Source organism: Wolbachia endosymbiont (group A) of Apoderus coryli (genome assembly GCF_947251615.1).
Lineage (GTDB): Bacteria > Pseudomonadota > Alphaproteobacteria > Rickettsiales > Anaplasmataceae > Wolbachia.
The window spans coordinates 1,280,208-1,303,211 of the sequence record NZ_OX366367.1; the positions used below are offsets into that span (position 1 = coordinate 1,280,208).

Sequence of the window (23,004 nt, forward strand, 5' to 3'; positions counted from 1 at the left end):
AACTAAGAGATAGTGTATATAAATGAGGATATATGAGGAGTTTATACCCAAGTGACATAAGTCGAGAAAAGTTTGAGATTATTGTAGCAGATCTGGAATCTTGCAGAAAGAAGACAAAACCAAGAACACTTGATTTATATGATGTATTTTGTGGAGTGTTATACGTTCTGAAAAGCGGTTGTCAGTGGAGAATGCTACCAAAAGAGTTTCCAAAATGGTGCAATTGTTACGACTATTTTAAGAAGTGGAGTGAAAAACCAGATGCAGATAAAGAAAGTGTTCTGGAGCTGGTGTTAAAAAAAAATAGTTGGCGTGGTCCGACAAAACAATGGTCGGAAAGAAAAAACCAGCTTCTGCATAATTGATGCACAAAGTGTAAAAAATGCAGATACTGCTGAAGAAAAAGGCTATGATGCAGGCAAAAAGATTTCAGGAATAAAACGCCATATTGCAGTAGATACGCAAGCATGCAATTTATATAACGACAGCAGAGATAACTGACCGTAGCAGTGCTGTGAGAATGGTCGAAAATGCAAAAGAAAACCTCTCGAGAGTAAAAAATGTACTGGTTGATGCAGGCTATACTGGAGAGAATTTTGCAACTCAAATAAAAACGATTGTTGATGCAGGCTATACTGGAGAGAATTTTGCAACTCAAATAAAAACGATTATTGGTGCAAACGTTGAAGTGGTAAAAAGAAATGAATTACATTCCTTTGTTGTGTTGCCCAAAAGATGGGTTGTGGAGCGCTCTTTTGCTTGGTTAGAAAAATGTAGAAGATTGTGGAAAAATTGTGAGCGGAAACTCAACACTAGCCTGCAAATGGTCGTTCTTGCTTTCACTGCTTTACTCCTTAAAAGATTATGAACAGGCTCTTACAACTATTTTCTATACTCTTAAAAATGACTGGGTTTTTAAAGATTTCACAAAATTTGAATTTTTTATTGGACAACAATCATAGGAGAAAAAGTAGAGAGAAAGTTAAGACGATTTTGAAGTAAAATAAAACGTTTTTTCAAAGAGGTGTAATATGACAAATAGAAGAGAATATACAACAGAGTTTAAATTGGAAGCTATAAAACTAGTAAAAGAACCATCAGCAAAAATAGCAAGGGATCTGGGTATAAGTGGCGATTTGTTAAGCAAGAAAATATAATGAAAAAATGTCTGGAGCAGCCAGGCAAAGGAAAATTGGCTCCTTATGACAAAGAAAGGTTTGATTTGAAGAAAGAACTAGCAAGAGTAACGAGAGAGAGACATTTTAAAAAAAGCCCTGGCCAACCAAAAAGAGTAAAATATTCTTTTATAAAAGAACATAGAAACTGCTATAAAATACAGGAATTATGCAGGTTTTTAGATGTATCTGCTTGTGGTTATTATAAATGGGTTGCTAAGGAAAAAAACAATAAAGAATTAGCAAGAGAAGAGCTTCTAGGAGATATTCAAAAAAGCATCACAACATAGCCCTAAAATCCATAAAAGCTTTAGGCAAAAATTATAACATCAAAACAGTGCAAAATGTTATGCAGGAAAATGACATTATAGCCAAACTTAGACGAAGATTTAAAACTAAAAAACAACCAAATAATATGGTTATTGCTCCTAATATATTAGATCAAAATTTTATCACTGAGCAACCAAATAAAGTATGGGATTACTTATATAAAAACCAAGGAAGGTTGTTGGCAGCAATAATTCTCACGCATGGTAGTTAATGAGTCATACAATGGCTAAACAACTAGTTGTAGATGCTTTGTTGATGGCTGTTAATAAGCGCAAACCCGCTAAAGATCTACTGTTACATAGCGATCAAGGGTCACAATATACTTCAAAAAATTATCAATATCTATTGGATACAAAAAGTGTCATATCTAGCATGAGTCACAAAGGTTGTTGTTACGATAATGCCGTTGCGGAGGGCTTTTTTAGTTCACTTAAGAGGGAGTTACTTATTGATACTTCGCAACACTCTGCACAACAAACCAGAACTGCCATATTTGAGTATATAGAAATTTTTTATAATAAACAACGACGTCATTCTACTATTAACTATTGCATTCCTGAACTTTTTGATTCATCATTTTCATGACAAAATTCTCTTAACTTTCTCTCTACTTTTTCTGGGTAGGGCCACAGTCACGCGCTGACCATTTGTTGTACTTAACAAAAGCAAATGTTCGTATAGTTGTGGGCTTGACCATAAAATGATTCTTAAGAAAGCAAATGCAATTTTTTGCGGGTTTCACGCGTGATAAAAATTAACAGTTTTATTTTTAACCAAATTAATTGAATCAAGCTACAAAATCTGCTAAAGTTAACTTTATGAGAGCACCCTTAGCTCAGTTGGATTAGAGCATTTGACTACGGATCAAAAGGTCGGGCGTTCAAGTCGCTCAGGGTGCACCACATTTTATAGGAAACAGAAGTCACACTTGAAATTAATATATGCAATACCTATCTTTAAAGGTTAAACACTAAACTATTATATATGAGCAAAAAAGACTACTATGATCTGTTGGAAGTAGGCAGAAATGCCAGTATTGATGAGATAAAAAAAGCGTATAAAAAATTAGCGTTAAAATATCATCCTGATAGAAATCCTGGCAATCAAGAAGCAGAGGAAAAATTTAAAGAAGTAACAGCTGCATATGAAGTTCTATCTGACTCTGAGAAAAGGGCAGGCTATGATCGTTATGGCCACGAAGGTGCTTCTGGTGGATTTCAAGGCTTCAGCTCTGCAGGAGATTTTAGCGACATATTCAATGACTTCTTTGGTGGAGGATTCGGTGGTGGTGCAAGTAGATCGAGAGCAAAAAGAAGTACAACAGGAGTATCTGGAGCAGACCTACGTTATGATCTTGAAATTACCTTGGAAGATGCATTTAAAGGAATACAAGCGCCTATACATTATGTGACAAATGTAAAATGTGATACATGCCAAGGCACAGGTGGCGAAGGAGCAATTAAACCAGTTCAGTGCCACACATGCCAGGGAAGCGGTAGGATTAGAACTCAACAAGGCTTTTTTACCATCGAAAGAACATGTACTACATGCTATGGGGAAGGAGAAATAATACGAAATAAATGTAAGAAATGTGGTGGAAGTGGACGTAGAAGAGATGAAGTAAATATATCCGTTTCAATTCCAAAAGGCATAGAAGAAGGAGCTAAGGTAAGGGTAAGTGGTAAAGGAGAAGCTGGAGCAAGAGGTGGAAAAAGTGGAGATTTATACGTATACGTGAAAATAGTTCCCCATAAAATCTTTACTCGAAATAAAGCAGATTTACACTGTAAAGTGCCTATAAGGATGACACTAGCAGTGCTTGGTGGTGAAATCGATGTACAATCAATTGATGGAGCTAAAATAAAAGTAAAAGTTCCAGAGAGCACTCAAACTGGTACCAAGTTACGTTGTAAGGAGAAGGGTATGCAATATATGAACTCACATGTTCGTGGTGATTTGTATGTACAGGTAATAGTTGAGACTTTAAATCCAAAGAATTTAACTAAAAAGCAAATTGAGCTATTAAAAGCGCTTGAAGAAGAGGAAAATGCAAGTGTACAACAGCAATCTGAAGGGTTTTTTAGTAAAGTAAAAAAAAAATAAGAAATCTGCTAAATGACATGAAGGGGTAACTGTTTACGGGTTTTCATTTAATCCTGCAATTCTTTGATCTTATTAATGGAAAACTTAACAATAGTGTTATTATTAGCCAACAGAGACTTCTCAGTTCCTTAAAACTATGTAAAAGCAATAAATTTCTTTATTTAAGGTCGAAGTTTTGCTATTCTCAGGTTTTAATAATTTAAATTTAATGAATATAAACAAAAATGAGTTTTTATTTCTTCCTCTTGGAGGAGTAGGAAGAATCGGGATGAATGTTAGCCTATATCATTACCAAGGCAAGTGGATTATGATCGACCTTGGTATCGGTTTTGCAGATGAAACTATGCCAGGTGTTGAGCTGCTCATTGCTGATGTAGATTTTATTGCTCAAAGAAAAAAAGATTTACTTGGAATAATAATTACACATGCACATGAGGACCACTGCGGTGCAGTGCCCCACTTGTGGGAAGAATTGCAGTGCCCCATATATACAACAAAGTTTACGGTTAATTTTCTCAAGGAGAAACTAAAGGAGTTTCGATTGGAAGGTGTGGTACCTGTGAAAGAGGTAGACATAAATGGCAGCATAAATTTGGGTCCTTTTACCGTTGAGTTTATAAATGTAACTCATTCAATTCCTGAGGCAAATTCAATATTAATTAGCACTGAAATGGGTAGTGCACTTCATACTGGAGACTGGAAATTCGATCCAAAACCTGTTGTTGGATTAACTTCCAATATGGAGCGTTTAAAAGAAATTGGCGATAAAGGTAATCTGCTTGCAGCAATTTGCGATTCAACCAATATATTAAGCAAGCATCACCCTGAGTCAGAAGGTGAAATTTATAATAATATTTATAACATAATAAAGCGGTCTAAAAAATTAGTTGCTGTTTCGCTATTTGCTTCAAATGTGGCACGAATTGAAACGATAAGCCAAGCTGCAAAAGTACTAAATAGAAAAGTAGTTTTACTTGGTAGATCTTTATGGAGAATAGTGAAAGTTGCGCAAGATAGTGGTTATTTAACTGATTCTCCTGAGTTTCTAGAAGCAAAGGAAGCAGTAAATTTTCCAAGGGAAAAACTGGTGCTACTTTGCACAGGTTGTCAAGGTGAGCCACTGGCAGCTACCGCAAGACTTGCTGCTAAGAGTCATCAAGCATTTAAAATGCAGCAAGGTGATACCATGATTTTTTCGTCAAAAATCATTCCTGGAAATGAAACTCGTGCGCACAACATGCTCAATGCCTTTATTGAGATGGGGGTAGAAGTTGTTACTGAAAAAACAGAGCATGTTCATGCTTCTGGGCATCCAACAAGAGAAGAGCTAAAGGAAATGTATTCTTTAATAAAACCGAAGATGTCTATTCCAGTTCACGGCGAATATATTCACACGCATGCACATGTAAAATTTGCTAAAGAGTGCGGTGTGGCAAAAGCAATAATGATTGCACCAGGTGATATTGTTAATTTGGAGAACGGAGAAAAAGTTGATTCAATCGATGTTGACTACTTTGGTATTGATGGTATGTTGCTACGTCATCCGGAGTGCAGTGTTATAAAAATGCGTAAGAAAATGAGAGATGCTGGAGCTATTGTAGTGACAGCAGTTGTAAACAAGAAAAATAAATTGCTTGCTAAACCAAAAGTATTTGCACCTGGTGTTTTCGAAGCGCCAGAAGATGCAGCTATTATGCAAAGGATCATAGAGAAGGTTGAGTCAGCGTTTAGTTTACAGCCGACAAAAAAAATAAGAAATAAGATTGAAAGTTCAATATTTAGTATCTTAAAGGAATATTTACTAAAAAGACCTATAATTGAAGTCCAGATAGAACAGGTATAGAAATATACCTCTTTTATTAACCATTATTTGAGTAAGAAGTTAACAATGTATTCTTTGATGTTATTTCAGCATGCAATGCTGGAATCCATAAAAAAAATCAGTGTCAAGCACACAACTGTATGAACGTTGTGATTTTAGAGCAATCCCTGCCGGTAATGGTGTCATCCCAGTGCTCCGATACACAGCTGTACGAACATTTGTTCGCAGAGGCAGTGTGTTAGCCGATTTTACCTCAAACACAAAGGTGTCATCCCAGTGCTTGACACTGGGATCCAGCAAAATTGATTGTAAACAAGCGCACTATACAACATTGTCGATGAAATTGCCAGAAAACTGGATTCCAGTGTCAAGCACTGGGATGACATCAGAGGTTAATGTCACCTACTGTAACACGAGAAGTTCGAACAGTTGTGTATCAGCTACTTTCATGACGTCGTTTGTTGTGCAGTTTACCTTCAAAAGTAAACGTTTGCTGGGATGATAGAGAGCAAAGCAGGAAGTCTAATGAAGTTATTCGTTCAGCTGGTGTTATTTATTTCGTTATTTATTCCTTATTTTACAAAAGCTGCTTTATATGTTGATATAAAAAAAAGCAGTGTTGGTAACATTGGTCTTGTTGTATCTAAATGTACATGTAAAACAGCGCTGGAAAGCGAATTAAGCGAAAATATTGCAAAGGTAATAGGAACAAATTTATCTAATTGTGGCTTATTTAATGTAAAACGTGACGTAGAAACTGAATCTAAATCTTGGAAAAGCGATACTGTAGTCACAGTAAGTTTAAGCGAAGTATCTGGTAGTGCATTAGAGCTATCATTTCGTTTGTTTGACACTTTTACAAGAAGAGAATTACTTACTCAGTCAGTTGTTTTTCCAGCAAAAGACTGGAGAAAAATTGGTCACCTTGTTTCGGATGTGATACATGATAGATTGATTGGTGAGAAAGGGCACTTCAACACAAAAATCACGTATATCGCTGAAGAAAAAGATAGCAATTACAAATCTGTGCGTAAAATTGCTGTGATGAATCAAGATGGAAGTAATATAAAATACTTAACAAATGGCGATAGATTTGTGTCAACACCGAGATTCTCACCAAATGGAGAGGGTATTGTTTATATCTCATATGCAAATGGTAAAAGTTATATAATATTAAAAAATTTAAAAGATAACACTGAATCAATGATCAGCGCATTTGAAGGAGTTGTTTCTGCACCAAGATTTTCTCCTGATGGTAAATCTCTTTTAATTTCCCACTCATTGGGTGGTAAAACGAATATATTATCTTTAGATTTAAGTAGTAAACGAACAAAAAAAATTACTAAAGGCTCAGCTATAAGCACTTCTCCCTCTTTTTCTCCAGATCAAAAGTATATGGTTTTTAGTTCTGATATAAGTGGAAGTCAGCAACTGTACGTTATCGATTTTACTAACAAAAGTAAAAAACCTAAAAGAATTAGTTTTGGAAGTGGAAGATATGCTACGCCTGTTTGGTCGCCAAAAGGAGATCTGATAGCTTTTACAAAGATTCAGTCAGGAAAATTTTACATAGGAGTTATGAAGCCAGATGGCAAAGAAGAACGTCTGCTTTCAGAGGGGCATAAAATTGAATCCCCGGCATGGCTACCAAATGGCAGAGAAATCATTTTTACAAGAACAGAATCACCAAGCAACTCTAAACTATATTTAGTAGACTTAGTAAAGAAAAATCAAAAAATGGTTTCCACTCCCACAAATGCTTCTTTACCGGATTGGTCTTATTTTTGAACTACTGAGCTGCACACTGCTGATTAACTGTATTATCACGGCATTGATTTATTGCTACATCAACAAGATACCCCGCTACACCACCTACTATAGCACCAGCGATTCCTGACAACACAACAGTTGCAATTACTCCAATAACAGCAATTTCAGGTATAATTCCCATTGCAGCCAGTGTGGCTCCTATAACACCAAGCAGTAGTGCTGAACGGATAATTGTCCGTCTTCTCGGAGAAATTCCTAGAGTAGGATCTTGTTTTGGATGTGAATTGTTATTAATTACATTTTCTTTGTGTTCAGTGAATAGTTTTTCAAGATCATTCTTTGTGTATCGAACCCAACTTAATGCACTAACGGTTCCTTCTTCATCACAAAATTCAGAGTCAGCGCCTGTCTTCAATAGTAATTTTACAGTTTTAGTATCATGATCATTTAAGCTTTTCTCATACTTATTAAAGTAAGCAATACTTTCTAAGACCATACTTTTTTGTCTATTCGACATATATGGTAAGAGTATTTCCACTTCTCTCCTAGCAAATGCTGTGAAATCGCTAGTGCATAACTTTTCAATTTTAGCACCATGTTCAAAAAGTGCCTTAACAATATCATTTTTTTTGTTTTCTAAAGCATAATGAAGTGGTGTGTAGTGTGATATGCCATAATGACCACCTATATTCGGGTCTGCTCCGTGCTTTAAAAGCACATTTACGACATCAAGGTTGCCTAATCTACACGCAACTATTAAAGGAGTACCTTCATATACACTAATAGTATTCACATCTATTGTGTTAAGTTTTGAGTATAGCTCGATATTACTATCATAAGCTGGTGTTGAATTACCAGGGCTATATTTTGATAAAACTTCTTCAAGAAACTCTATCCAATCAGGATTTTTACAAGAATTTCTTACAACGTGGTGCAATATCGATTCTTGAGCATCTTCAATACCAAAAGGTTTGGTTTTTACGTTGATGTTCTGAACTTTTGTTAACAAAATTTTTGTTCGGGCTAGATCTCTCTTTGTAAGAGCAGAAAATAAATCTTTCTCTTCTTTACTTAAATGTGAGCCATAGAGGTTGTTTCGCTGTTCTTTAATAATTCTATCAATCAAATCATCCCAATAATCATTAGACTGTTGGCTAATGAATTCTTCGCTGATCTCGCCTGTTAATATTCCATATGCTACTGATATTTCTTTAAACTTTTCTGTTGTTGTCTTTTGCTCTTCTTGGCTTTTATCTGACCATTTATCGGGATGCCATTCGAGTGCAAGCTTGCGATATGCCTTCTTAATCTCTTCTGCGCTTGCATTCTCTGACAATTCTAGAACTTTAAATGCCTCTTTACGTGTTTTTGGAATCATACTCACCCCCTTGGTAAAATTAAATTAACATAATGTATTATCAGTTTAGCAAGTCCACTCAAGAAAGCAAAGTAAAACTAGAGACAGATTTCTTACTTTACCAAGAAGGATATCATGCAAGCCCTATGATGTCATAGAAGTAGCTGACACATAACTGTACGAACATTTGTTTGCAAAGGCAGTATGTTAAGTGTTATAGCCGGTTTTGCCTCAAACACAAAGCCATTCCAGTGTCAGCTACTTAGATGACAAAAAAAGTGAACAAAATTTCCTGATTTATTTATACCTACACTTTGGAACCTTACAGATATTGAGCAAATCCAATAATATCCTTGATTTCTTTTATATTATGGGTTGCAATTTCTGCTGCTTTCTTTGTGCCTTTTTTTAATATTTCATGTAAATGGAATTGGTCTTTTAAAAGATCATTCATCCCCTCACGTATGGGTGATATAACACTGATAATTAAATCAGCTAACTCTTTTTTGAAGTGTTTCATGTCATGTTTGTTCACTTCTTCACATACTTTTTCCACATTTAAATTACTAAGCACTGAATAAATGTTTATCAAATTGCTTATTTCCGGGCGGCACTCTAAAGTAGCAAAGCCTAGAATTGAATCTGTTTTTGCTTTTTCTATTTTTTTGACAATTAAGTCATCCGTATCATCAAGGTTAATGCACGAATATTCTGAAGGGTCAGATTTACTCATCTTGCTTGTACCATCTCTTAAGCTCATTATCCTTGATGTGCAATCCAAAGTTAAGATTTCAGGTACGATGAAATAATCCAGTTTATAATGATTGTTAAAAGCTGATGCAATATCACGTGCAAGCTCCAAATGCTGTTTTTGATCATCACCAACAGGAACGTATTTAGTTTGATACAACAATATATCTGCAGCCATAAGTACTGGATAACTATATAATCCAAGAGAGGCTTTTTGTTTATCGCTGCCAGCTTTATCTTTAAATTGAGTCATGCGATTAAGCCAACCAATTGGTGTATAGCACCCAAGCAGCCAGCCCAGTTCTGCATGACTACTAACTGTGGACTGATTAAAAATAATGGACTTTTCTGGATCTATTCCACATGCAATATAAGCTGCTGCTGTTTTGAAAATATTACTTTTTAATTCACTTGCGGGAAGCTTATTTGCTGTGATTGCATGTAGGTCGACAATACAAAAAAGAGATTTGTATTTATCCTGTAAGTCTATCCACTGTTTGATTGCACCAAGATAATTACCTAAATGTAGTACGCCACTTGGCTGGATACCTGAAAAGACAATACTTGTCATTACACATGTACCTTATGCGTTTTGCTAATCGTTTCCACAATCAGCAAGAAATAATAACCATTGCAGGGCGGAGCAACCTATTTTTGATAGTATAACCAGTTTGTAATACTTCTATAATAGTGCCAGGCTCTTTTTCATCGTCCTCTCTTTCCACAACGGCTTGGTGTAAATTACTGTCAAAAAGCTCACCAAGTGGGTCTACTTCTTCTATTTCATGTTTTTTTAGATCATTTATAATTTTTTGATGCGCTACTTTGATTCCTTCATGAACAGGATCACCGTCTTTCAAAATTTCTATTACTTTTTTTAAATTGTCGCACGAGTCGATCATATCACGTGCAAACTTTGTGACTGCGTAGTCACTTGCATCGCTAATTTGCTTTTGCATTATACGTTTGACGTTTTCATTATCTGCAACAGCACGGCGTAAATGATCTTCAAGCTGAGCTGCACGTTCTTTTAATGTATTGAGATCTTCATTTAAATCATCAGTTTGCTTATGGTTATCACTTTGTTGGTCGTCACCTTTCTGCCCACTTACCATATCGGTAAACTTCTTCTTTTTCTCTTTACTGCTGTCTGACATATTATTACCCTTAAGAATCTAATAAATATATAGCAATTAATCTGAAAATATCAAGCGCTAGCTACATTCGTCTTTCTATGCTCGCATTTAAAAAGTCAATTAAAGTAGTTTTATAAAAAGAATCAGAAAAAGTACTAATATTATTTTGCGCCATATTAATGTAGTGTCTAGCTTTTTCCATAGAAAGCTGAATGGCATTATGGTGATTAATATAGTGTAATGCTTGGTCAAAATTGTCTCTAGCTGAAGAAAAGCATTTTTCCCAGAATTTTTGCTCTGCTGGACTGCCCTTTTCGTATGCTATAATAGCAGGTAAGGTGACTTTACCTTCGAAAAAGTCTTTTCCGACTTGTTTTCCAGAAGTGCCTTGATTAGCAGTATAATCGAGCATATCATCAACTATTTGAAATGCCATACCAAAATTAAAACCAAAATTCTTTAGCCTCTCTGTTTCGTCATTTGTTGCACCAGATACTGTAGATGCAGCTTCACAGCATGCAGAAAATAAAGATGCTGTCTTTTCTCCAATGATATCAAAATAATTTTCCCTGACTGTGTGGGGGTCAAAACGTGTTGTCATCTGCTTTATTTCACCCTTCACAAGTAAATGCGATGCTTTAGATAAAATAGAGAGAATATTTAAATTTCCACACTCTATAAGCCATCTAAATGCTAGAGTCAACAATAGATCACCAACTAAAATGCTTGATTTATTTCCCCAAATCTTATTCGCTGTTTTAACTCCATGGCGTGCCTCACTTTCATCAAGCACATCATCATGAAGTAAAGTAGCATTGTGTATAAACTCTACCGATGCAGCAACGTTGATCCTATCCTCCCCAGAATAGTTTAGCATTTTACATATAATAAAAACTAGTTTAGGCCTTATTTTTTTTCCACCTGAACTAACAAGATGAGATATAATATCAGTAGCAAGCTTAGCACCTTCATCATTGACATTTTTGAAGATAAAGTCCTTCATAGCTGATAAATCAGAAGATACGACATCGTCTAATTTACCATTATTTGTTAAATCAGTATTTAGCATTTTAAAGAGACTTATGCTTCTTGTCCCTGTGCTTTCTCGTTCTCTACTTTCTTCTTTTCTGTTTTCTTTGGTTCTGTTTCTAAAGTTACTATGCCTTTTTTAATGAACCATAGTACTCTTTCAGTTGCTTGCGCGCCTACGCTTAGCCAATGTTTTAATCTATCAGCCTTCACCACAACACGATTTTTATTGTCTTTTGGTAACATTGGATCATATTGTCCTATTTTCTCAATAAAACGCCCATCTCTTGGTGCTCGTGAATCAGCTACAACTATCCTATAAAAAGGGCGTTTCTTTGCGCCAAACCTCGCCAACCTTATTTTAACTGCCATGTTAACCTTTATTCATATATTAGTCACAATTTTATACAATGAGCCGTTTTAAGTCAAATGAATTATACAACTTTTGCACCTTATAATATAATTACCAATAATGTAGGGTGTCATTCCAGCACCGGGCACTGGAATCTAGTTTGCATCATGCAGCCACTTAGTAAGTTTCTGGGTCCAAGTTCGGAGCACTGGATGCGTTTGAGGTAAAACAGGTTCTTATAAGGATTTAATTCTTATCTGGCTATATATCATCAAGTATAGCGTGATTAACTTCGACTTTATACTTTGATTCCAGATAGCTAATTAATTGCTCTTTTAGCGATATCATCACACGTTTTCCGGTGTCAAGCGTGTTTAATTTACCATTTGATGAATGTATTTCTTTTAGAACACCTATTATAATTTCATTATTGTATTGAATAGGGTCTGTCACTGAATCAGTTGTTTTCATATTGAAAATCTCTTCTACAAAAGAAAAGGGGTAGTTTTGTTGATCCACTTCATTGCGGTGCATCTGCTGACCTTTAACTAATTCCACACCTTGAATTTCTTCCAAATCTGTTTTTTCTCTTAGTTGAACTGCAACCTCTTGCCCAATTTTAAACATTCTTTCTTTTATAAACTCACTACACCAAAGCTCTACCGCTAATGCCCTGCCTTCTTCAAAACTTTGCAATTTGGGTGGAACGATATCAATGATTTTTACACTAACAACAGCGTCCCCAACGCCCTTAAAATAACCTTTCTGCTCCTTTTCTCGCGAAAAAATGAAAGAAATCAAATCACTAGAATCTCCTGCGTTATTACCGTTTTGATCTTTTCCATTCGCATCTACTGGACCAATAGTTTGTATAGGTAAATTATATTCACTCAATATTTCTTCAATTGTTGAACCATTGTATATCTTATAGTTCACTTGGTTTATGAAATCATTGACTCTTTCAAAAGACTTTTGGTTAGTTAAAACTGACTTTATATCTTTTTTTAAATCAACTAAGTCTTCATCAGAGATTTGATGCGCACCTTCCACTTTTATTATGTGCCAACCAAAACTGCTTGCTAAAACTTCACTTACTTCACCTACTTTGAGAGCAAATACCTTTTCCCTCACATCTTCTGGTAAAAAATCCTTAGTTATATTATTTACTCTAGTTTCCTCAAGTTTTGCTTTGCCAAACTCTTCTACTATCTGTTCAAAGCTTGTTTTACCCTCCTCAAATGCTCTTCTTGCTGTCTCAGCTTCTTCTTTGGTAGAAAATATTACATTGAATATATCTCTTTGATCTTTTAGTTCCTGTTGTTCTATTATACCATCAACTTCTTCATCTGAGATCTTGATTTGATCTTCAAAATACTTTTGGCCTAAGGAAATATATTGCGCAGTTCGATACTCAGGATAATAAAAATGGGATTTATTTCTTTCGTACAAATCAAGTAAGGCTTGATCATCTGGTTCAGGAATGTTTGTAACTGCATCTTCAGTTATTTTAACAATATCCACTACTCTAGTTTGGTAGCGACTTTTGTATATCTGCTCATCAACTCTCTCGCCAAAAGTTACTGGATAATTATCTTTAAATAATGAAGTCATGAACATCATTGCAGGCAGGACTTTCTCTAGCTTTGCTATATACTCTTTCTCTGTCATATGCAGGTCATTTAGCGTTTCATGGAATTTATTTTTGTCAAATTCGCCTTTATCATTTTGAAAGTATTTGGTGTTTTTAATATGGTTTTTTATAGACTCTTCTCCAACTGTCAACCCCAGCTCACTAATTAGGTTAAACAATAGTTTTTGCTCTATAAGTGCGTTAAGCAAATCATATTTCAGCTTTTTTACTTGTTCTCTACTCGCATCAGATCCAGAAATTTGCTTTTCATAATTTTGATATAGTGATTTATACTCATCTGACGTTATAACTTCTTTTCCAACCCTAGCTACCTCTTCTTTTTCATCATCACCTGATAAAAGGTTACCAATTCCCATGAAGATTAACAAGCAAGCTAAAAGGACAACGGTTACTTTAGTGAAAAAATTTTTAACATTCATTTTAAACTCAGTTAATTAATGGTTAATTATAGAATAGTGATAATTTAATGCTTGTAAACCTGTTGCTTTATTAGCTAATATATATAATATTACAATATATTAACTTAAAATTTAACTCTCTAATCTTAAATAGAAACATATGTTTAACTGAGTTATACTATACCTTAAGAAGGGGAAATATGTTTAAAGGTAAGCGCATTTAATTAACTTAAGAGGTGGGAAGTGACAAACAAAAAGTCATTGAATGACAAAATTAATGCTTTTTTAGTTTTAATAGTTTATATTTTAGCTCTGTATAACAGTAAGGGATACTTTAAATGGGAGATGCTTTTTTGATGTCAATGGAATCTTCTAAGGGCAATAACGATAGAAATAAACAGTTTCTAATGCAAATAGCTGCTTGGTTAGTAGACAACACTGGTTTAACTTTTAATCAAATAGCACAATGCTGCAGGTTGGCCCTTGAAGAAGTACAAGACATAGCTGATGAGGAAATAGAAGTTGAAAAATATAACCCTATTATTTCTGGGATAATTACTGAAAAAGAAATCGATGATTGCAAAAAAAATCCAAATCGTGTACCAAATTTGATTATAAAAAATATAAAAAAAAGGAGTAAGGCGATTGGTAACATTCTTGGCTTTGCTTCTACGGCAAGGCGTAGAGATAAACCTGATGCGATTTATTATCTAGTAAAAAAATTTCCTATCTTGGACAATAACGTTATAGCTAAATTAATTAGTACAACAAATTACACAGTTGAGCAGATAAGAGATGGATCTCATCATAACATGCAAAATATAAAACCCCAAGATCCTGTACTACTTGGCTTATGTAGCCAAGAAAATTTAGAAGCAGAAGTGGAAAAAGCAAAAGTAGAAGAAGAGAAGCAAGAAAGGTTAAAAAATATAAAGAATAGCTATTGAAAATCCTCAAATTTTTGTGCTTTGTTAACATTAAATTAACTTGACTTGCTAGTGTTTATTAGTATAATATAAGTAAAGTACGGGGTTTAATGATAATTAAGCTTAATACGCACTAAAACTAGCTCAGCCTAATTTATTATCTTGTAGTCACATTTTAGGTTAGTAAGCATCAATTAAAATTTTTGGAGGATTATGACAACAATCAATGAAGATGTTTTAGCAAAAGGAAAAGTTACAGCTCAACCTGAAACAAGTGAACGAGTTCACAATAACGATACAGTAAACCAGATAGCTAATGAAGGTACTGAAAAAAACAGAAAAACATTAGATCTGAGCGAATTAAAAGAGAAAACAGCAGAAGAATTGTTGGAGTTAGCTGAAGAAAGAAAAATTTTAACTAACGGTAAAAACAATGGTAGAATGCTAAAGCAGGAAATAATATTCAGCTTAATGAAGAAAATGAGTGAAGAAGGAGGCATAACCACAGGGAGTGGAATAGTGGAAATATTGCCTGATGGTTTTGGTTTCTTACGTTCAGCAAGTGCAAATTATGCCCCAAGTACCGATGATGTTTATATTTCTAACGGGCAAATAAAGAAGTTTAATTTACGTACAGGAGATATGGCATATGGAGAAATAAGGCCACCTGGTGATAAAGAAAGATATTTTACTTTAACTAAGGTTCAAAGTATAAACTCTACTGAAGTAAGTGAATTAAGAAAGTACGTCCATTTTGATAATTTGCTTCCTCTTTATCCTGAGGAAAGCATAGTACTTGAGTGTAATAATGGTGATGATAAAAAAGGCTTAAGCATGCGTGCTATAGATATAGTAGCTCCTCTTGGAAAAGGGCAAAGAGCGTTAGTAGTTGCTCCACCTCGCACAGGAAAAACTGTATTGCTTCAGCAAATGGCTAACTCTATAGCTATAAATCACCCTGAAGTAGAATTAATAGTGTTACTTATAGATGAAAGACCTGAAGAAGTAACAGATATGATACGTTCTGTAAAAGGTGAGGTAGTAAGTTCTACGTTCGATGAGCCTGCTTACCGTCACGTACAGCTTGCTGAAATAGTAATAGAAAAAGCTAAAAGAATGGTTGAGCATAAAAAAGATGTGGTAATTCTACTTGACAATATTACTAGACTTGCACGTGCCTATAATGCTGTTATTCCTTCGTCTGGGAAAGTTCTAACTGGTGGTGTGGATTCAAACGCACTGCAGAGACCAAAGCGTTTTTTTGGAGCGGCTCGTAATATTGAAAATGGTGGTTCTTTGACAATCATCGCTACAGCCCTTATAGAAACTGGTTCAAAAATGGATGAAGTGATTTTTGAAGAGTTTAAAGGTACAGGAAACGCTGAGATCATACTTGATAGAAAACTTTCTGATAAACGTATATTTCCAGCTATTGATATTACAAAATCCGGAACAAGGAAGGAAGAGCTATTAGTTGATAAGGCTATACTAAATAAAATATGGGTGTTGCGTAGAATACTTAATCCTATGGGATCTGTTGAAGCAATGGAATTTTTACGTGATAAACTACTTTTAACAAAGAGCAACGCTGACTTTTTTAACTCCATGAATCACTAAAAGTAAGCCAGTTATGATGGATATGCTGAGTAAAAAGTAAAACGCTCTTATAGTTAAAATAATTGTATCCGTTCAGGCAATGGCGAACTTAGGGAGCGTTCATACGCATCAAGTTAAGAAGCAAAGGTAAGAAAATTCAATGAACTTAAGGTGGATATTCTAGTTTTTCTATATCTGTCTTTCACAGAAAATTATGACCAGTCTGTGGTAAGTTTTTTCAGGAAAATTCTCAAATTATTAATTTTGCTGCTTAACGCTAAAAACAAGTAACCGTTCACGGATTGTGAAAATGAATAAAGAACTAAGCAGTCGTAACTTGTATCCGTTCAGCCAATGGCGTCAACTTAAGAGTCTTCATTAGCAAACCCTCCTATGGATCTTCTGAAAAGTTTTTGAGTATATTGTATTTTTATAGCTCTTTCCATAAAAGTCCGGATGTGATAGGATAAGGATAGATGATGATAAGGAGGTTGAATGCCAGCAGCATATAGTTATGATTTAAGAAAAAAAGCAATGGAAGCGCTAGACGAAGGAGAAAGCAGAGAAACAGTGGCAGCAAGATTTAAGATTGGACGAACTACTTTATGGGAGTGGCAGCAAAGAAGAAAAGAAACAGGAGACTTTCAATCAAAAAAACTTGGAAATGGGGGTTACAATCACAAAATTACCGACTGGGATACCTTTGCCAAATTTGCCAGAGAACACGGAGGAAAGACTCTATCGGAAATGGCTAAACTTTGGAACAACGTTAGTATCCAAACGATCTATCGAGCCCTTAAAAAAATTGGATTTACGCGCAAAAAAAGACATATGGATACAAGGAAAGAAACGAAGAAAAACGTGCTGAATTTTTGAAAATTATAGCGACAAAAGAACCTAAAAACTTAGTGTATATAGATGAGTCTGGCATTGATAACACCGAAGACTACCCCTACGGATATTGCCAGAAAGGACAGCGGTTTTATGCCTTAAAATCTGGAAAGAAAACTCAACGAATCAGTATGGTTGCAGCCTTAAGTGGAAGAAAGATAGTTGTTCCGTTAACCTTTGAAGGCCACTGTAATATGGATGTTTTTAATGGATGGTTTGAGCAATTTTTGACACCGATCTTGGAACCTGGACAGACTGTCATTCTTGACAATGCTACTTTTCATAAGTCTGATAAGATTATCGAGCTTGCTAAAGGGGTTGGTGCAGAAATTTTGTATCTGCCGCCTTATTCTCCAGATTTCAACAAAATTGAGCATCATTGGTTTGCTATAAAAAACAGAGCCAGGAAAAACATTCCTCTATTCGAATCCTTTCGTCGTGCTGTTGATTCTGCCTTCCTATGACCTGTTCGGACTATTATGAGAAATGCTATAATTTGTAAAATAAGATTTTTTCCTTTCTGCATGTCTCCTTATAGAAAGGACACATTTTAAACTTTTTTATAGAAACAACAGCGTTTTTTTTCACTCTTTGGATAATTTTATGATAAAAAATTTAGAGAGAAATTTTACACACAATCACTGATATTTTCCCTTAAGTTGACGCCATTGGCTGAACGGATACAATCGCGGTATTACAAAAAACGCCAAACTTTTTTCTGCTTTTATGCAAGAAGTCTAGTCCATATATTCTTCCCACTTTTCCGTAACTTTTCTTACTATTTCCTCACTCATCTCAATTTTCTTTCCCCACTCTCGTTTGGTTTCAGGCGGGATTTTATTTGTCGCATCAAATCCCATTTTACCTCCAAGGCCACTTTCAGGGGAAGCAAAGTCTAAATAATCAATAGGTGCATTTTCTATCATGATTGTATCACGCACAGGGTCCATTCTCGTTGATATTGCCCACATCACTTCCTTCCAATCACGTACATTTATATCATCATCAACAACGATAATAAACTTCGTGTATAAAAACTGCTTGAGAAAAGAAAGTATGCCCATAACAATTCTTTTTGCGTGTCCTGGATAAGACTTTTTTATCGATACCACCGCTATTCTATATGAACAACCTTCTGGTGGTAGATAAAAATCCACTATCTCTGGAAATTGATTGATAAGAATGGGCACAAAAATTTCATTGAGTGCTTCACCAAGAATTGATGGTTCATCAGGTGGCTTGCCAGTGAAAGTGCTAAGATATATCGGGTTTTTACGCATTGTAATTGCAGTAATATTAAATTCAGGAAATTGCTCAACAGAATTATAGTAGCCAGTGTGGTCTCCGTATGACCCTTCGTCTTGATATCTATCCAAACTCACATAGCCTTCCAGAACGATTTCCGCGTGAGCTGGCACTTGAAGCGGAATAGTCTTACAATTTACAAGCTCAAGCGGCTTCTTTCGCAGTAGTCCAGCAAATTGGTATTCTGACAATGTTTCTGGCACCGGGGTTACTGCAGCAATAATCGTTGCAGGATCACTACCGATCACAGCAGCAGCAGGAAATTTCATATTTTGTTCCTTCTCTTTCCATCGTTTATGGTGACCTGCACCACCACGATGTGCAAGCCAGCGCATTAGAGTCGTTTTTTTATCTATGACCTGCATACGATATATTCCAAGATTGAAATTATCTTGTTTATCTTTCGTGGGTCCTTTTGTTACCACAATCGGCCAGGTGATAAGTGGTGCAGGTTCATTTGGCCAGCATGTTTGAATGGGCAGTAGACTTAGGTCCACTTCATCTCCGGTTAGCACTACCTCTTGACATGGAGCCTTGCTCACGACTTTGCTTCGCATCGATAACACGACTTTTAATAGAGGAAACATTTTTATAGCATCCTTAAAGTTTTTTGGCGGCTCAGGTGATCGCAAAAATGCGAGAAGTTTACCCAAATCTCTCAGTTCACCGGGGTTGATGTTCAGTCCCAACGCAATTCTTTCAATAGTACCGAATAAATTCACCAAAACAGGAATCGCACTTTTGCCATTTTCTGTGACAACATTTTCAAAAATGATAGCTGGCCCTTTGTTTGACAAAACTCTGCGATGAATTTCTGTCATTTCAAGAACTGTTGAAACTTCCTCCTTAATCCTAATCAGATCTTTTTTTTCTTCTAAGGCTTTAATGAAGTCGCGTAAGTTGTTGTACATATTCCAGTTTTTAAAATTTTAAGTTTACATTTAGTTTTCAAGCACTTTATTAAAATTTGATCTATGCACTGCTTTTCTGTCTAACAAGCTTTCAGTTAATTTGAGATCAAATCTTCATATTGCTTACTAAGTTTGTATTTCCTTCCTCTATTGGAAAAATCTACAATCTCGATAAACCCCATTTCCACCCACTTTTTACAAAGTTGCGCACTAGTACGAGGCTTAAAATTAAATAGTTCGCCAACCTGACTAGCTGTAATAGCGGAAAACTCCTGGAAGAGCTCAAGAGCTTTGCGTTGTTTAGGATCAAGCTTACGTATAAGATCAGTCTGATCAGTGTGGTATTCTTCTTCATTTATACGTTGTAAAACGTTCTCAAATGAATTTGCCATACCTTCTACGAAATACTCCACCCACTTAGTGATATCTGCTTCAGCTCGTCCCATGTAATAGTTGTGCGATGTTATTGCTTCATAATAAGCCCCTAGATTTTTAGCATAATATTCTTCCAATGAGTAAAGCCCTTTTAGGTCATACCCACCAAGGTGTAAAATTAATGTAGTCAACAATCTTGCAGTACGACCGTTACCATCATAGTAAGGGTGAATTGTTACAAATTGATAATGAGCAATACCTGCAATAATTGGGTAAGGCACTTGTTCACTGTCACGAATCCAATCCACCATACTGCTCATAAGCTTTGATACATCCTTTGCTTCAGGTGGCATATAAATTATTGCACGTGTACGGCTATCACGAATAACGTTTTGACCATCACGATAAGGGACTTTAGATTTTCCACTTGCCATTACTAGAGCATGAAGCGTTTGAATGGCTTTCTCAGTAATAGGGATCGTTCTCGCTGCCCATTGTTCAACTTGGGTTAAAGCTGCATAATATCCTTTAACCTCATTTTCATCTCTCCTATATTTTGGAAAGTGGCTTTTACCACTTAAAACCTCTTCAATCTGCTTAGGCTCAAGTCGATTTCCTTCAATCATAGTAGAGTAGTGTGTGGTATAAAGCCGTGCAGTTTCACGAAGAGACGAAAGCATCGATACAGTGAGCGGCAAATGTAACACTTTTTCTTTTGCTGCTTCAATCCTCATAAGGCAATTAGCGGTTTTGGAGGTAATCGTATAATTTGGCATCGGCATAATATCTGCATTACATTACTTCTATATTATGCTGATAAAATGCAGATAATGCAACATTCACACGACGCGACCATAAACAGCAATAAATTCAGCTGATTGAGAAAGAAGTTTGTCTTGTAGAATAGCTATTTCTTTTTCTCTACCAATTATTGGCTCGTTCATATGTTTATTCCGCGGAGTTTGTTGAAATTATACACAGCGGAATAAAACAAACAACTTAAATCTATGCTCCACGCGCTTTTGCTGTTTGCATCTTAAACTTTCTGATTAGTTTTACGCTTAGTTTTTATTGTTAAAGTTTGCATTTGAGACAAAACCGGCTATAAAATACACTTGATACAAATGTTTTTATGTATTAACATTAGATGCTTCTTTTAATATACAGATAAATGTGTACTAAAAGTTTTATATTGTAGGTTTTTAAATAAATTGTATGTCTAGGGTATCGTTTTTATTGATTTTAATAATAGCAATAGCAAGCTTGCCGATAATAAATAATTGGCTTTCAAATCGCAGCCAAATGCTAAACGATGATTATATAGGTGAGAGATTAGATGATTATATCAGTAGAAATTTTGATAAGATCGTAAGAACTCTCAAAGAGGAGTCGATTAAAAGTAGTTACGCTGCTCGAGATAATGTGACCAAAAGTAAAATTTCACAATACAAGAATCAAATATTTGACCTTACTTATCCTTACTCCGGAAATGAAAATAGTAGTGTTGTAGCTGCAGGCTTCTTTGACTATTCTTGTGGATATTGCAAAGCTATGAAGAATGATATAAAGCAGTTAATTAACGACGGTAAAATTAAGTATATCTTTAGGGATGCTCCAATACTTGGTAACGCCTCTTTAAGGGCAGCAAAAAGCGCTTTAGCTGTTTACTTTATTGATAAAGAAAAATATTTCGACTTTCACTATTCTGCTTTAAGTCACAAAGGAGGATTTTCAGACGAAAGCATATTGGATATAGTGAAAAGCATAGGGATTGATGAGGACGATTTTAATAATTCCATGAAAAATAATGCAGACAAAATTGAGCAAATGATAAACGACAGTAAGCTCCTAGTAAGAGATTTGGGAGTAGGTGGTACACCTTTTTTAATAATTGGGGATAGTCTGTTTGTAGGAGCAACTGATTTGAATGTATTACGCAAAAAAGTAGATGAATTAAGTCATAAACAAGGCTAGTTTCAATTTGCCATAAAATTTTATTTTTTTGCTTGACAACTCAAATGAACCTGAGTATAGTAATTGTGGGTATGACAGCAGTTTAACTCAGTGGTCTTATCCACTTTCCATAGCGTCATTTACTATGTGAAACACTTTCAAATTACAACATTTTCTTCAACCAAACTATTTTACTTTCACAGGAGGACATATGTCATTCACAGAAATTAGATTTCCAGAAAATATATCTTATGGTTCCGCTGGAGGACCGGAATTTTCCACTGACGTTGTAACAACTCATAATGGTTGTGAACAGCGCAACATCAATTGGTCTCATGCACGTACTAGATACAACATAGCTTACGGGGTCAGATCAAACGAGCGGCTATTAGAATTAATAACATTTTTTCATGCACGAAAAGGTAAAGCAATAGGGTTTCGTTTTAAGGATTGGTCGGATTTTATAGCCATTAATCAAGAGATTGGTATAGGAGATAACAAAAAAACGACTTTTCAGCTAATCAAAACTTATGTAAGTGGGGAAGATAAGCATATACGCATGATCAAAAAGCCAGTACATGGGACAGTAAAGATTTATTCAAATGGTAAAGAAGAGAGTGAATATTCAGTAAATTATTCAACGGGAGAAATAACATTTATGAAGCCACCAGTAAAAGATGCGATAATCACTGCGAGCTTCGAATTTGATGTGCCCGTGCGCTTTGATACAGATTACTTAAACGCTTCTATTGATGACTATGGAAGCAATAGCTGGAACAACATTCCACTAGTGGAAGTGAAATTTTAGTTATAAGCGAGCATAGATCTACATCATACTACAACAACTGTATTATAATTCGAAAGCAGCTTGCTCAGCCCTATGCCCTCAAATATGAAGATGTCATTCCAGTCTGGAATCCAGGAATTTTGATTGGACGCTAAGTTGGAGAACATAGAAAGTAGCTTGCTTTATGCTAAAATAAGCATTTTTGATAAAACTGTATGGAAAACTGGATCCCAGTGGGCTTTGTTGCATCGCTACTTATGAAAGGCTAACTATAGTTAGGATTATAAGCAACCTATTGAAAATCTTGTTTTTTTGCAATCAATCTGATCAAATTTAAGAATAGTAATTTGTTATTTGTATTAATAAACTTAATTCTATTGAAAATAG

General features: G+C 35.3%; 17 protein-coding genes, 1 tRNA gene and 3 pseudogenes. 12 read left to right on the top strand and 9 right to left on the bottom strand.

Annotation, left to right across the window (positions count from 1 at the left end):
- The first annotated feature begins 32 nt into the window (after positions 1-32).
- From OPR43_RS06585 to OPR43_RS06630, 7 genes and pseudogenes are all read left to right on the top strand, one after another.
- A pseudogene (locus tag OPR43_RS06585) lies at positions 33-868 on the top strand (IS5 family transposase).
- Between the two features lie 163 nt (positions 869-1,031).
- Positions 1,032-2,090, top strand: a pseudogene (locus tag OPR43_RS08545) (IS3 family transposase).
- A 239-nt stretch (positions 2,091-2,329) separates the two neighbouring features.
- Positions 2,330-2,407, top strand: a tRNA-Arg gene (locus OPR43_RS06610).
- Between the two features lie 82 nt (positions 2,408-2,489).
- Positions 2,490-3,608 carry a molecular chaperone DnaJ gene (gene dnaJ, locus OPR43_RS06615; RefSeq protein WP_265034614.1) on the top strand — a complete coding sequence of 373 codons (1,119 nt, stop codon included), beginning with the start codon at positions 2,490-2,492 and terminating at the stop codon, positions 3,606-3,608.
- A gap of 208 nt (positions 3,609-3,816) precedes the next feature.
- Positions 3,817-5,451, top strand: coding sequence for a ribonuclease J (locus OPR43_RS06620; protein WP_265034615.1), 1,635 nt, complete (start codon positions 3,817-3,819; stop codon positions 5,449-5,451).
- Positions 5,452-5,551: 100 nt separating this feature from the next.
- Positions 5,552-5,932, top strand: a complete 381-nt coding sequence (locus OPR43_RS06625; protein ID WP_265034616.1) for a hypothetical protein — start codon at positions 5,552-5,554, stop codon at positions 5,930-5,932.
- 23 nt (positions 5,933-5,955) lie between these two features.
- Positions 5,956-7,218: a Tol-Pal system protein TolB gene (locus OPR43_RS06630; protein WP_265035696.1), complete on the top strand. Its 1,263-nt coding sequence runs from the start codon at positions 5,956-5,958 to the stop codon at positions 7,216-7,218.
- Between the two features lies 1 nt (position 7,219).
- Here the strand turns inward: OPR43_RS06630 and OPR43_RS06635 are convergent, their stop codons facing one another.
- From OPR43_RS06635 to OPR43_RS06660, 6 genes are all read right to left on the bottom strand, one after another.
- The gene (locus OPR43_RS06635; protein ID WP_265034617.1) at positions 7,220-8,578 is read right to left on the bottom strand and encodes an ankyrin repeat domain-containing protein; all 1,359 of its coding nucleotides are present in this window, start codon (positions 8,576-8,578) and stop codon (positions 7,220-7,222) included.
- A 301-nt stretch (positions 8,579-8,879) separates the two neighbouring features.
- The gene (trpS, locus tag OPR43_RS06640) at positions 8,880-9,878 is read right to left on the bottom strand and encodes a tryptophan--tRNA ligase (protein ID WP_265034618.1); all 999 of its coding nucleotides are present in this window, start codon (positions 9,876-9,878) and stop codon (positions 8,880-8,882) included.
- A gap of 40 nt (positions 9,879-9,918) precedes the next feature.
- Positions 9,919-10,464, bottom strand: coding sequence for a nucleotide exchange factor GrpE (locus OPR43_RS06645; RefSeq protein ID WP_320157462.1), 546 nt, complete (start codon positions 10,462-10,464; stop codon positions 9,919-9,921).
- Positions 10,465-10,525: 61 nt separating this feature from the next.
- The gene (locus OPR43_RS06650) at positions 10,526-11,512 is read right to left on the bottom strand and encodes a polyprenyl synthetase family protein (RefSeq protein WP_265034619.1); all 987 of its coding nucleotides are present in this window, start codon (positions 11,510-11,512) and stop codon (positions 10,526-10,528) included.
- Between the two features lie 11 nt (positions 11,513-11,523).
- Complete coding sequence (gene rpsP / locus OPR43_RS06655) at positions 11,524-11,844, bottom strand: 30S ribosomal protein S16 (protein WP_006279266.1); 321 nt, start codon at positions 11,842-11,844, stop codon at positions 11,524-11,526.
- Between the two features lie 241 nt (positions 11,845-12,085).
- Positions 12,086-13,894, bottom strand: a complete 1,809-nt coding sequence (locus tag OPR43_RS06660; RefSeq protein WP_265034620.1) for a peptidylprolyl isomerase — start codon at positions 13,892-13,894, stop codon at positions 12,086-12,088.
- A 317-nt stretch (positions 13,895-14,211) separates the two neighbouring features.
- On the opposite strand from OPR43_RS06660, the gene OPR43_RS06665 reads away from it, so the two are divergent.
- Both OPR43_RS06665 and rho read left to right on the top strand, forming a co-directional pair.
- A complete protein-coding gene (locus OPR43_RS06665; RefSeq protein ID WP_265026455.1) occupies positions 14,212-14,820 on the top strand; it encodes a cell cycle transcriptional regulator TrcR in 609 nt (202 codons plus the stop codon).
- Positions 14,821-15,012: 192 nt separating this feature from the next.
- Positions 15,013-16,416: a transcription termination factor Rho gene (rho, locus tag OPR43_RS06670; RefSeq protein ID WP_265034621.1), complete on the top strand. Its 1,404-nt coding sequence runs from the start codon at positions 15,013-15,015 to the stop codon at positions 16,414-16,416.
- Positions 16,417-16,529: 113 nt separating this feature from the next.
- On the opposite strand, the pseudogene OPR43_RS06675 reads toward rho, so the two are convergent.
- A pseudogene (locus OPR43_RS06675) lies at positions 16,530-16,682 on the bottom strand (IS4 family transposase); the annotation flags it as partial.
- A 208-nt stretch (positions 16,683-16,890) separates the two neighbouring features.
- On the opposite strand from OPR43_RS06675, the gene OPR43_RS06680 reads away from it, so the two are divergent.
- A protein-coding gene (locus OPR43_RS06680) for an IS630 family transposase (RefSeq protein WP_264705388.1) occupies positions 16,891-17,750 on the top strand; the annotation gives its coding sequence in 2 pieces (ribosomal slippage) (positions 16,891-17,215 and positions 17,215-17,750; 861 coding nt in all).
- Positions 17,751-18,023: 273 nt separating this feature from the next.
- On the opposite strand, the gene OPR43_RS06685 is transcribed toward OPR43_RS06680, so the two are convergent.
- Positions 18,024-19,502, bottom strand: a complete 1,479-nt coding sequence (locus OPR43_RS06685; protein ID WP_265034622.1) for a UbiD family decarboxylase — start codon at positions 19,500-19,502, stop codon at positions 18,024-18,026.
- A gap of 95 nt (positions 19,503-19,597) precedes the next feature.
- Positions 19,598-20,659 carry a Fic family protein gene (locus tag OPR43_RS06690; protein ID WP_265034623.1) on the bottom strand — a complete coding sequence of 354 codons (1,062 nt, stop codon included), beginning with the start codon at positions 20,657-20,659 and terminating at the stop codon, positions 19,598-19,600.
- 433 nt (positions 20,660-21,092) lie between these two features.
- On the opposite strand from OPR43_RS06690, the gene OPR43_RS06695 reads away from it, so the two are divergent.
- Positions 21,093-21,851 carry a DsbA family protein gene (locus tag OPR43_RS06695; protein ID WP_265034624.1) on the top strand — a complete coding sequence of 253 codons (759 nt, stop codon included), beginning with the start codon at positions 21,093-21,095 and terminating at the stop codon, positions 21,849-21,851.
- A gap of 190 nt (positions 21,852-22,041) precedes the next feature.
- Positions 22,042-22,638 carry a TIGR02217 family protein gene (locus tag OPR43_RS06700; RefSeq protein ID WP_265034625.1) on the top strand — a complete coding sequence of 199 codons (597 nt, stop codon included), beginning with the start codon at positions 22,042-22,044 and terminating at the stop codon, positions 22,636-22,638.
- Positions 22,639-23,004 lie beyond the last annotated feature (366 nt).

Bases quoted from the DNA above. Each gene is read 5' to 3' on its own strand.
- dnaJ (WP_265034614.1), top strand. From the start codon at position 2,490: ATGAGCAAAAAAGACTACTATGATCTGTTGGAAGTAGGCAGAAATGCC.
- OPR43_RS06620 (WP_265034615.1), top strand. From the start codon at position 3,817: ATGAATATAAACAAAAATGAGTTTTTATTTCTTCCTCTTGGAGGAGTA.
- OPR43_RS06630 (WP_265035696.1), top strand. From the start codon at position 5,956: ATGAAGTTATTCGTTCAGCTGGTGTTATTTATTTCGTTATTTATTCCT.
- OPR43_RS06635 (WP_265034617.1), bottom strand. From the start codon at position 8,578: ATGATTCCAAAAACACGTAAAGAGGCATTTAAAGTTCTAGAATTGTCA.
- trpS (WP_265034618.1), bottom strand. From the start codon at position 9,878: ATGACAAGTATTGTCTTTTCAGGTATCCAGCCAAGTGGCGTACTACAT.
- OPR43_RS06645 (WP_320157462.1), bottom strand. From the start codon at position 10,464: ATGTCAGACAGCAGTAAAGAGAAAAAGAAGAAGTTTACCGATATGGTA.
- OPR43_RS06650 (WP_265034619.1), bottom strand. From the start codon at position 11,512: ATGCTAAATACTGATTTAACAAATAATGGTAAATTAGACGATGTCGTA.
- rpsP (WP_006279266.1), bottom strand. From the start codon at position 11,844: ATGGCAGTTAAAATAAGGTTGGCGAGGTTTGGCGCAAAGAAACGCCCT.
- OPR43_RS06660 (WP_265034620.1), bottom strand. From the start codon at position 13,894: ATGAATGTTAAAAATTTTTTCACTAAAGTAACCGTTGTCCTTTTAGCT.
- OPR43_RS06665 (WP_265026455.1), top strand. From the start codon at position 14,212: ATGGGAGATGCTTTTTTGATGTCAATGGAATCTTCTAAGGGCAATAAC.
- rho (WP_265034621.1), top strand. From the start codon at position 15,013: ATGACAACAATCAATGAAGATGTTTTAGCAAAAGGAAAAGTTACAGCT.
- OPR43_RS06685 (WP_265034622.1), bottom strand. From the start codon at position 19,502: ATGTACAACAACTTACGCGACTTCATTAAAGCCTTAGAAGAAAAAAAA.
- OPR43_RS06690 (WP_265034623.1), bottom strand. From the start codon at position 20,659: ATGCCGATGCCAAATTATACGATTACCTCCAAAACCGCTAATTGCCTT.
- OPR43_RS06695 (WP_265034624.1), top strand. From the start codon at position 21,093: ATGTCTAGGGTATCGTTTTTATTGATTTTAATAATAGCAATAGCAAGC.
- OPR43_RS06700 (WP_265034625.1), top strand. From the start codon at position 22,042: ATGTCATTCACAGAAATTAGATTTCCAGAAAATATATCTTATGGTTCC.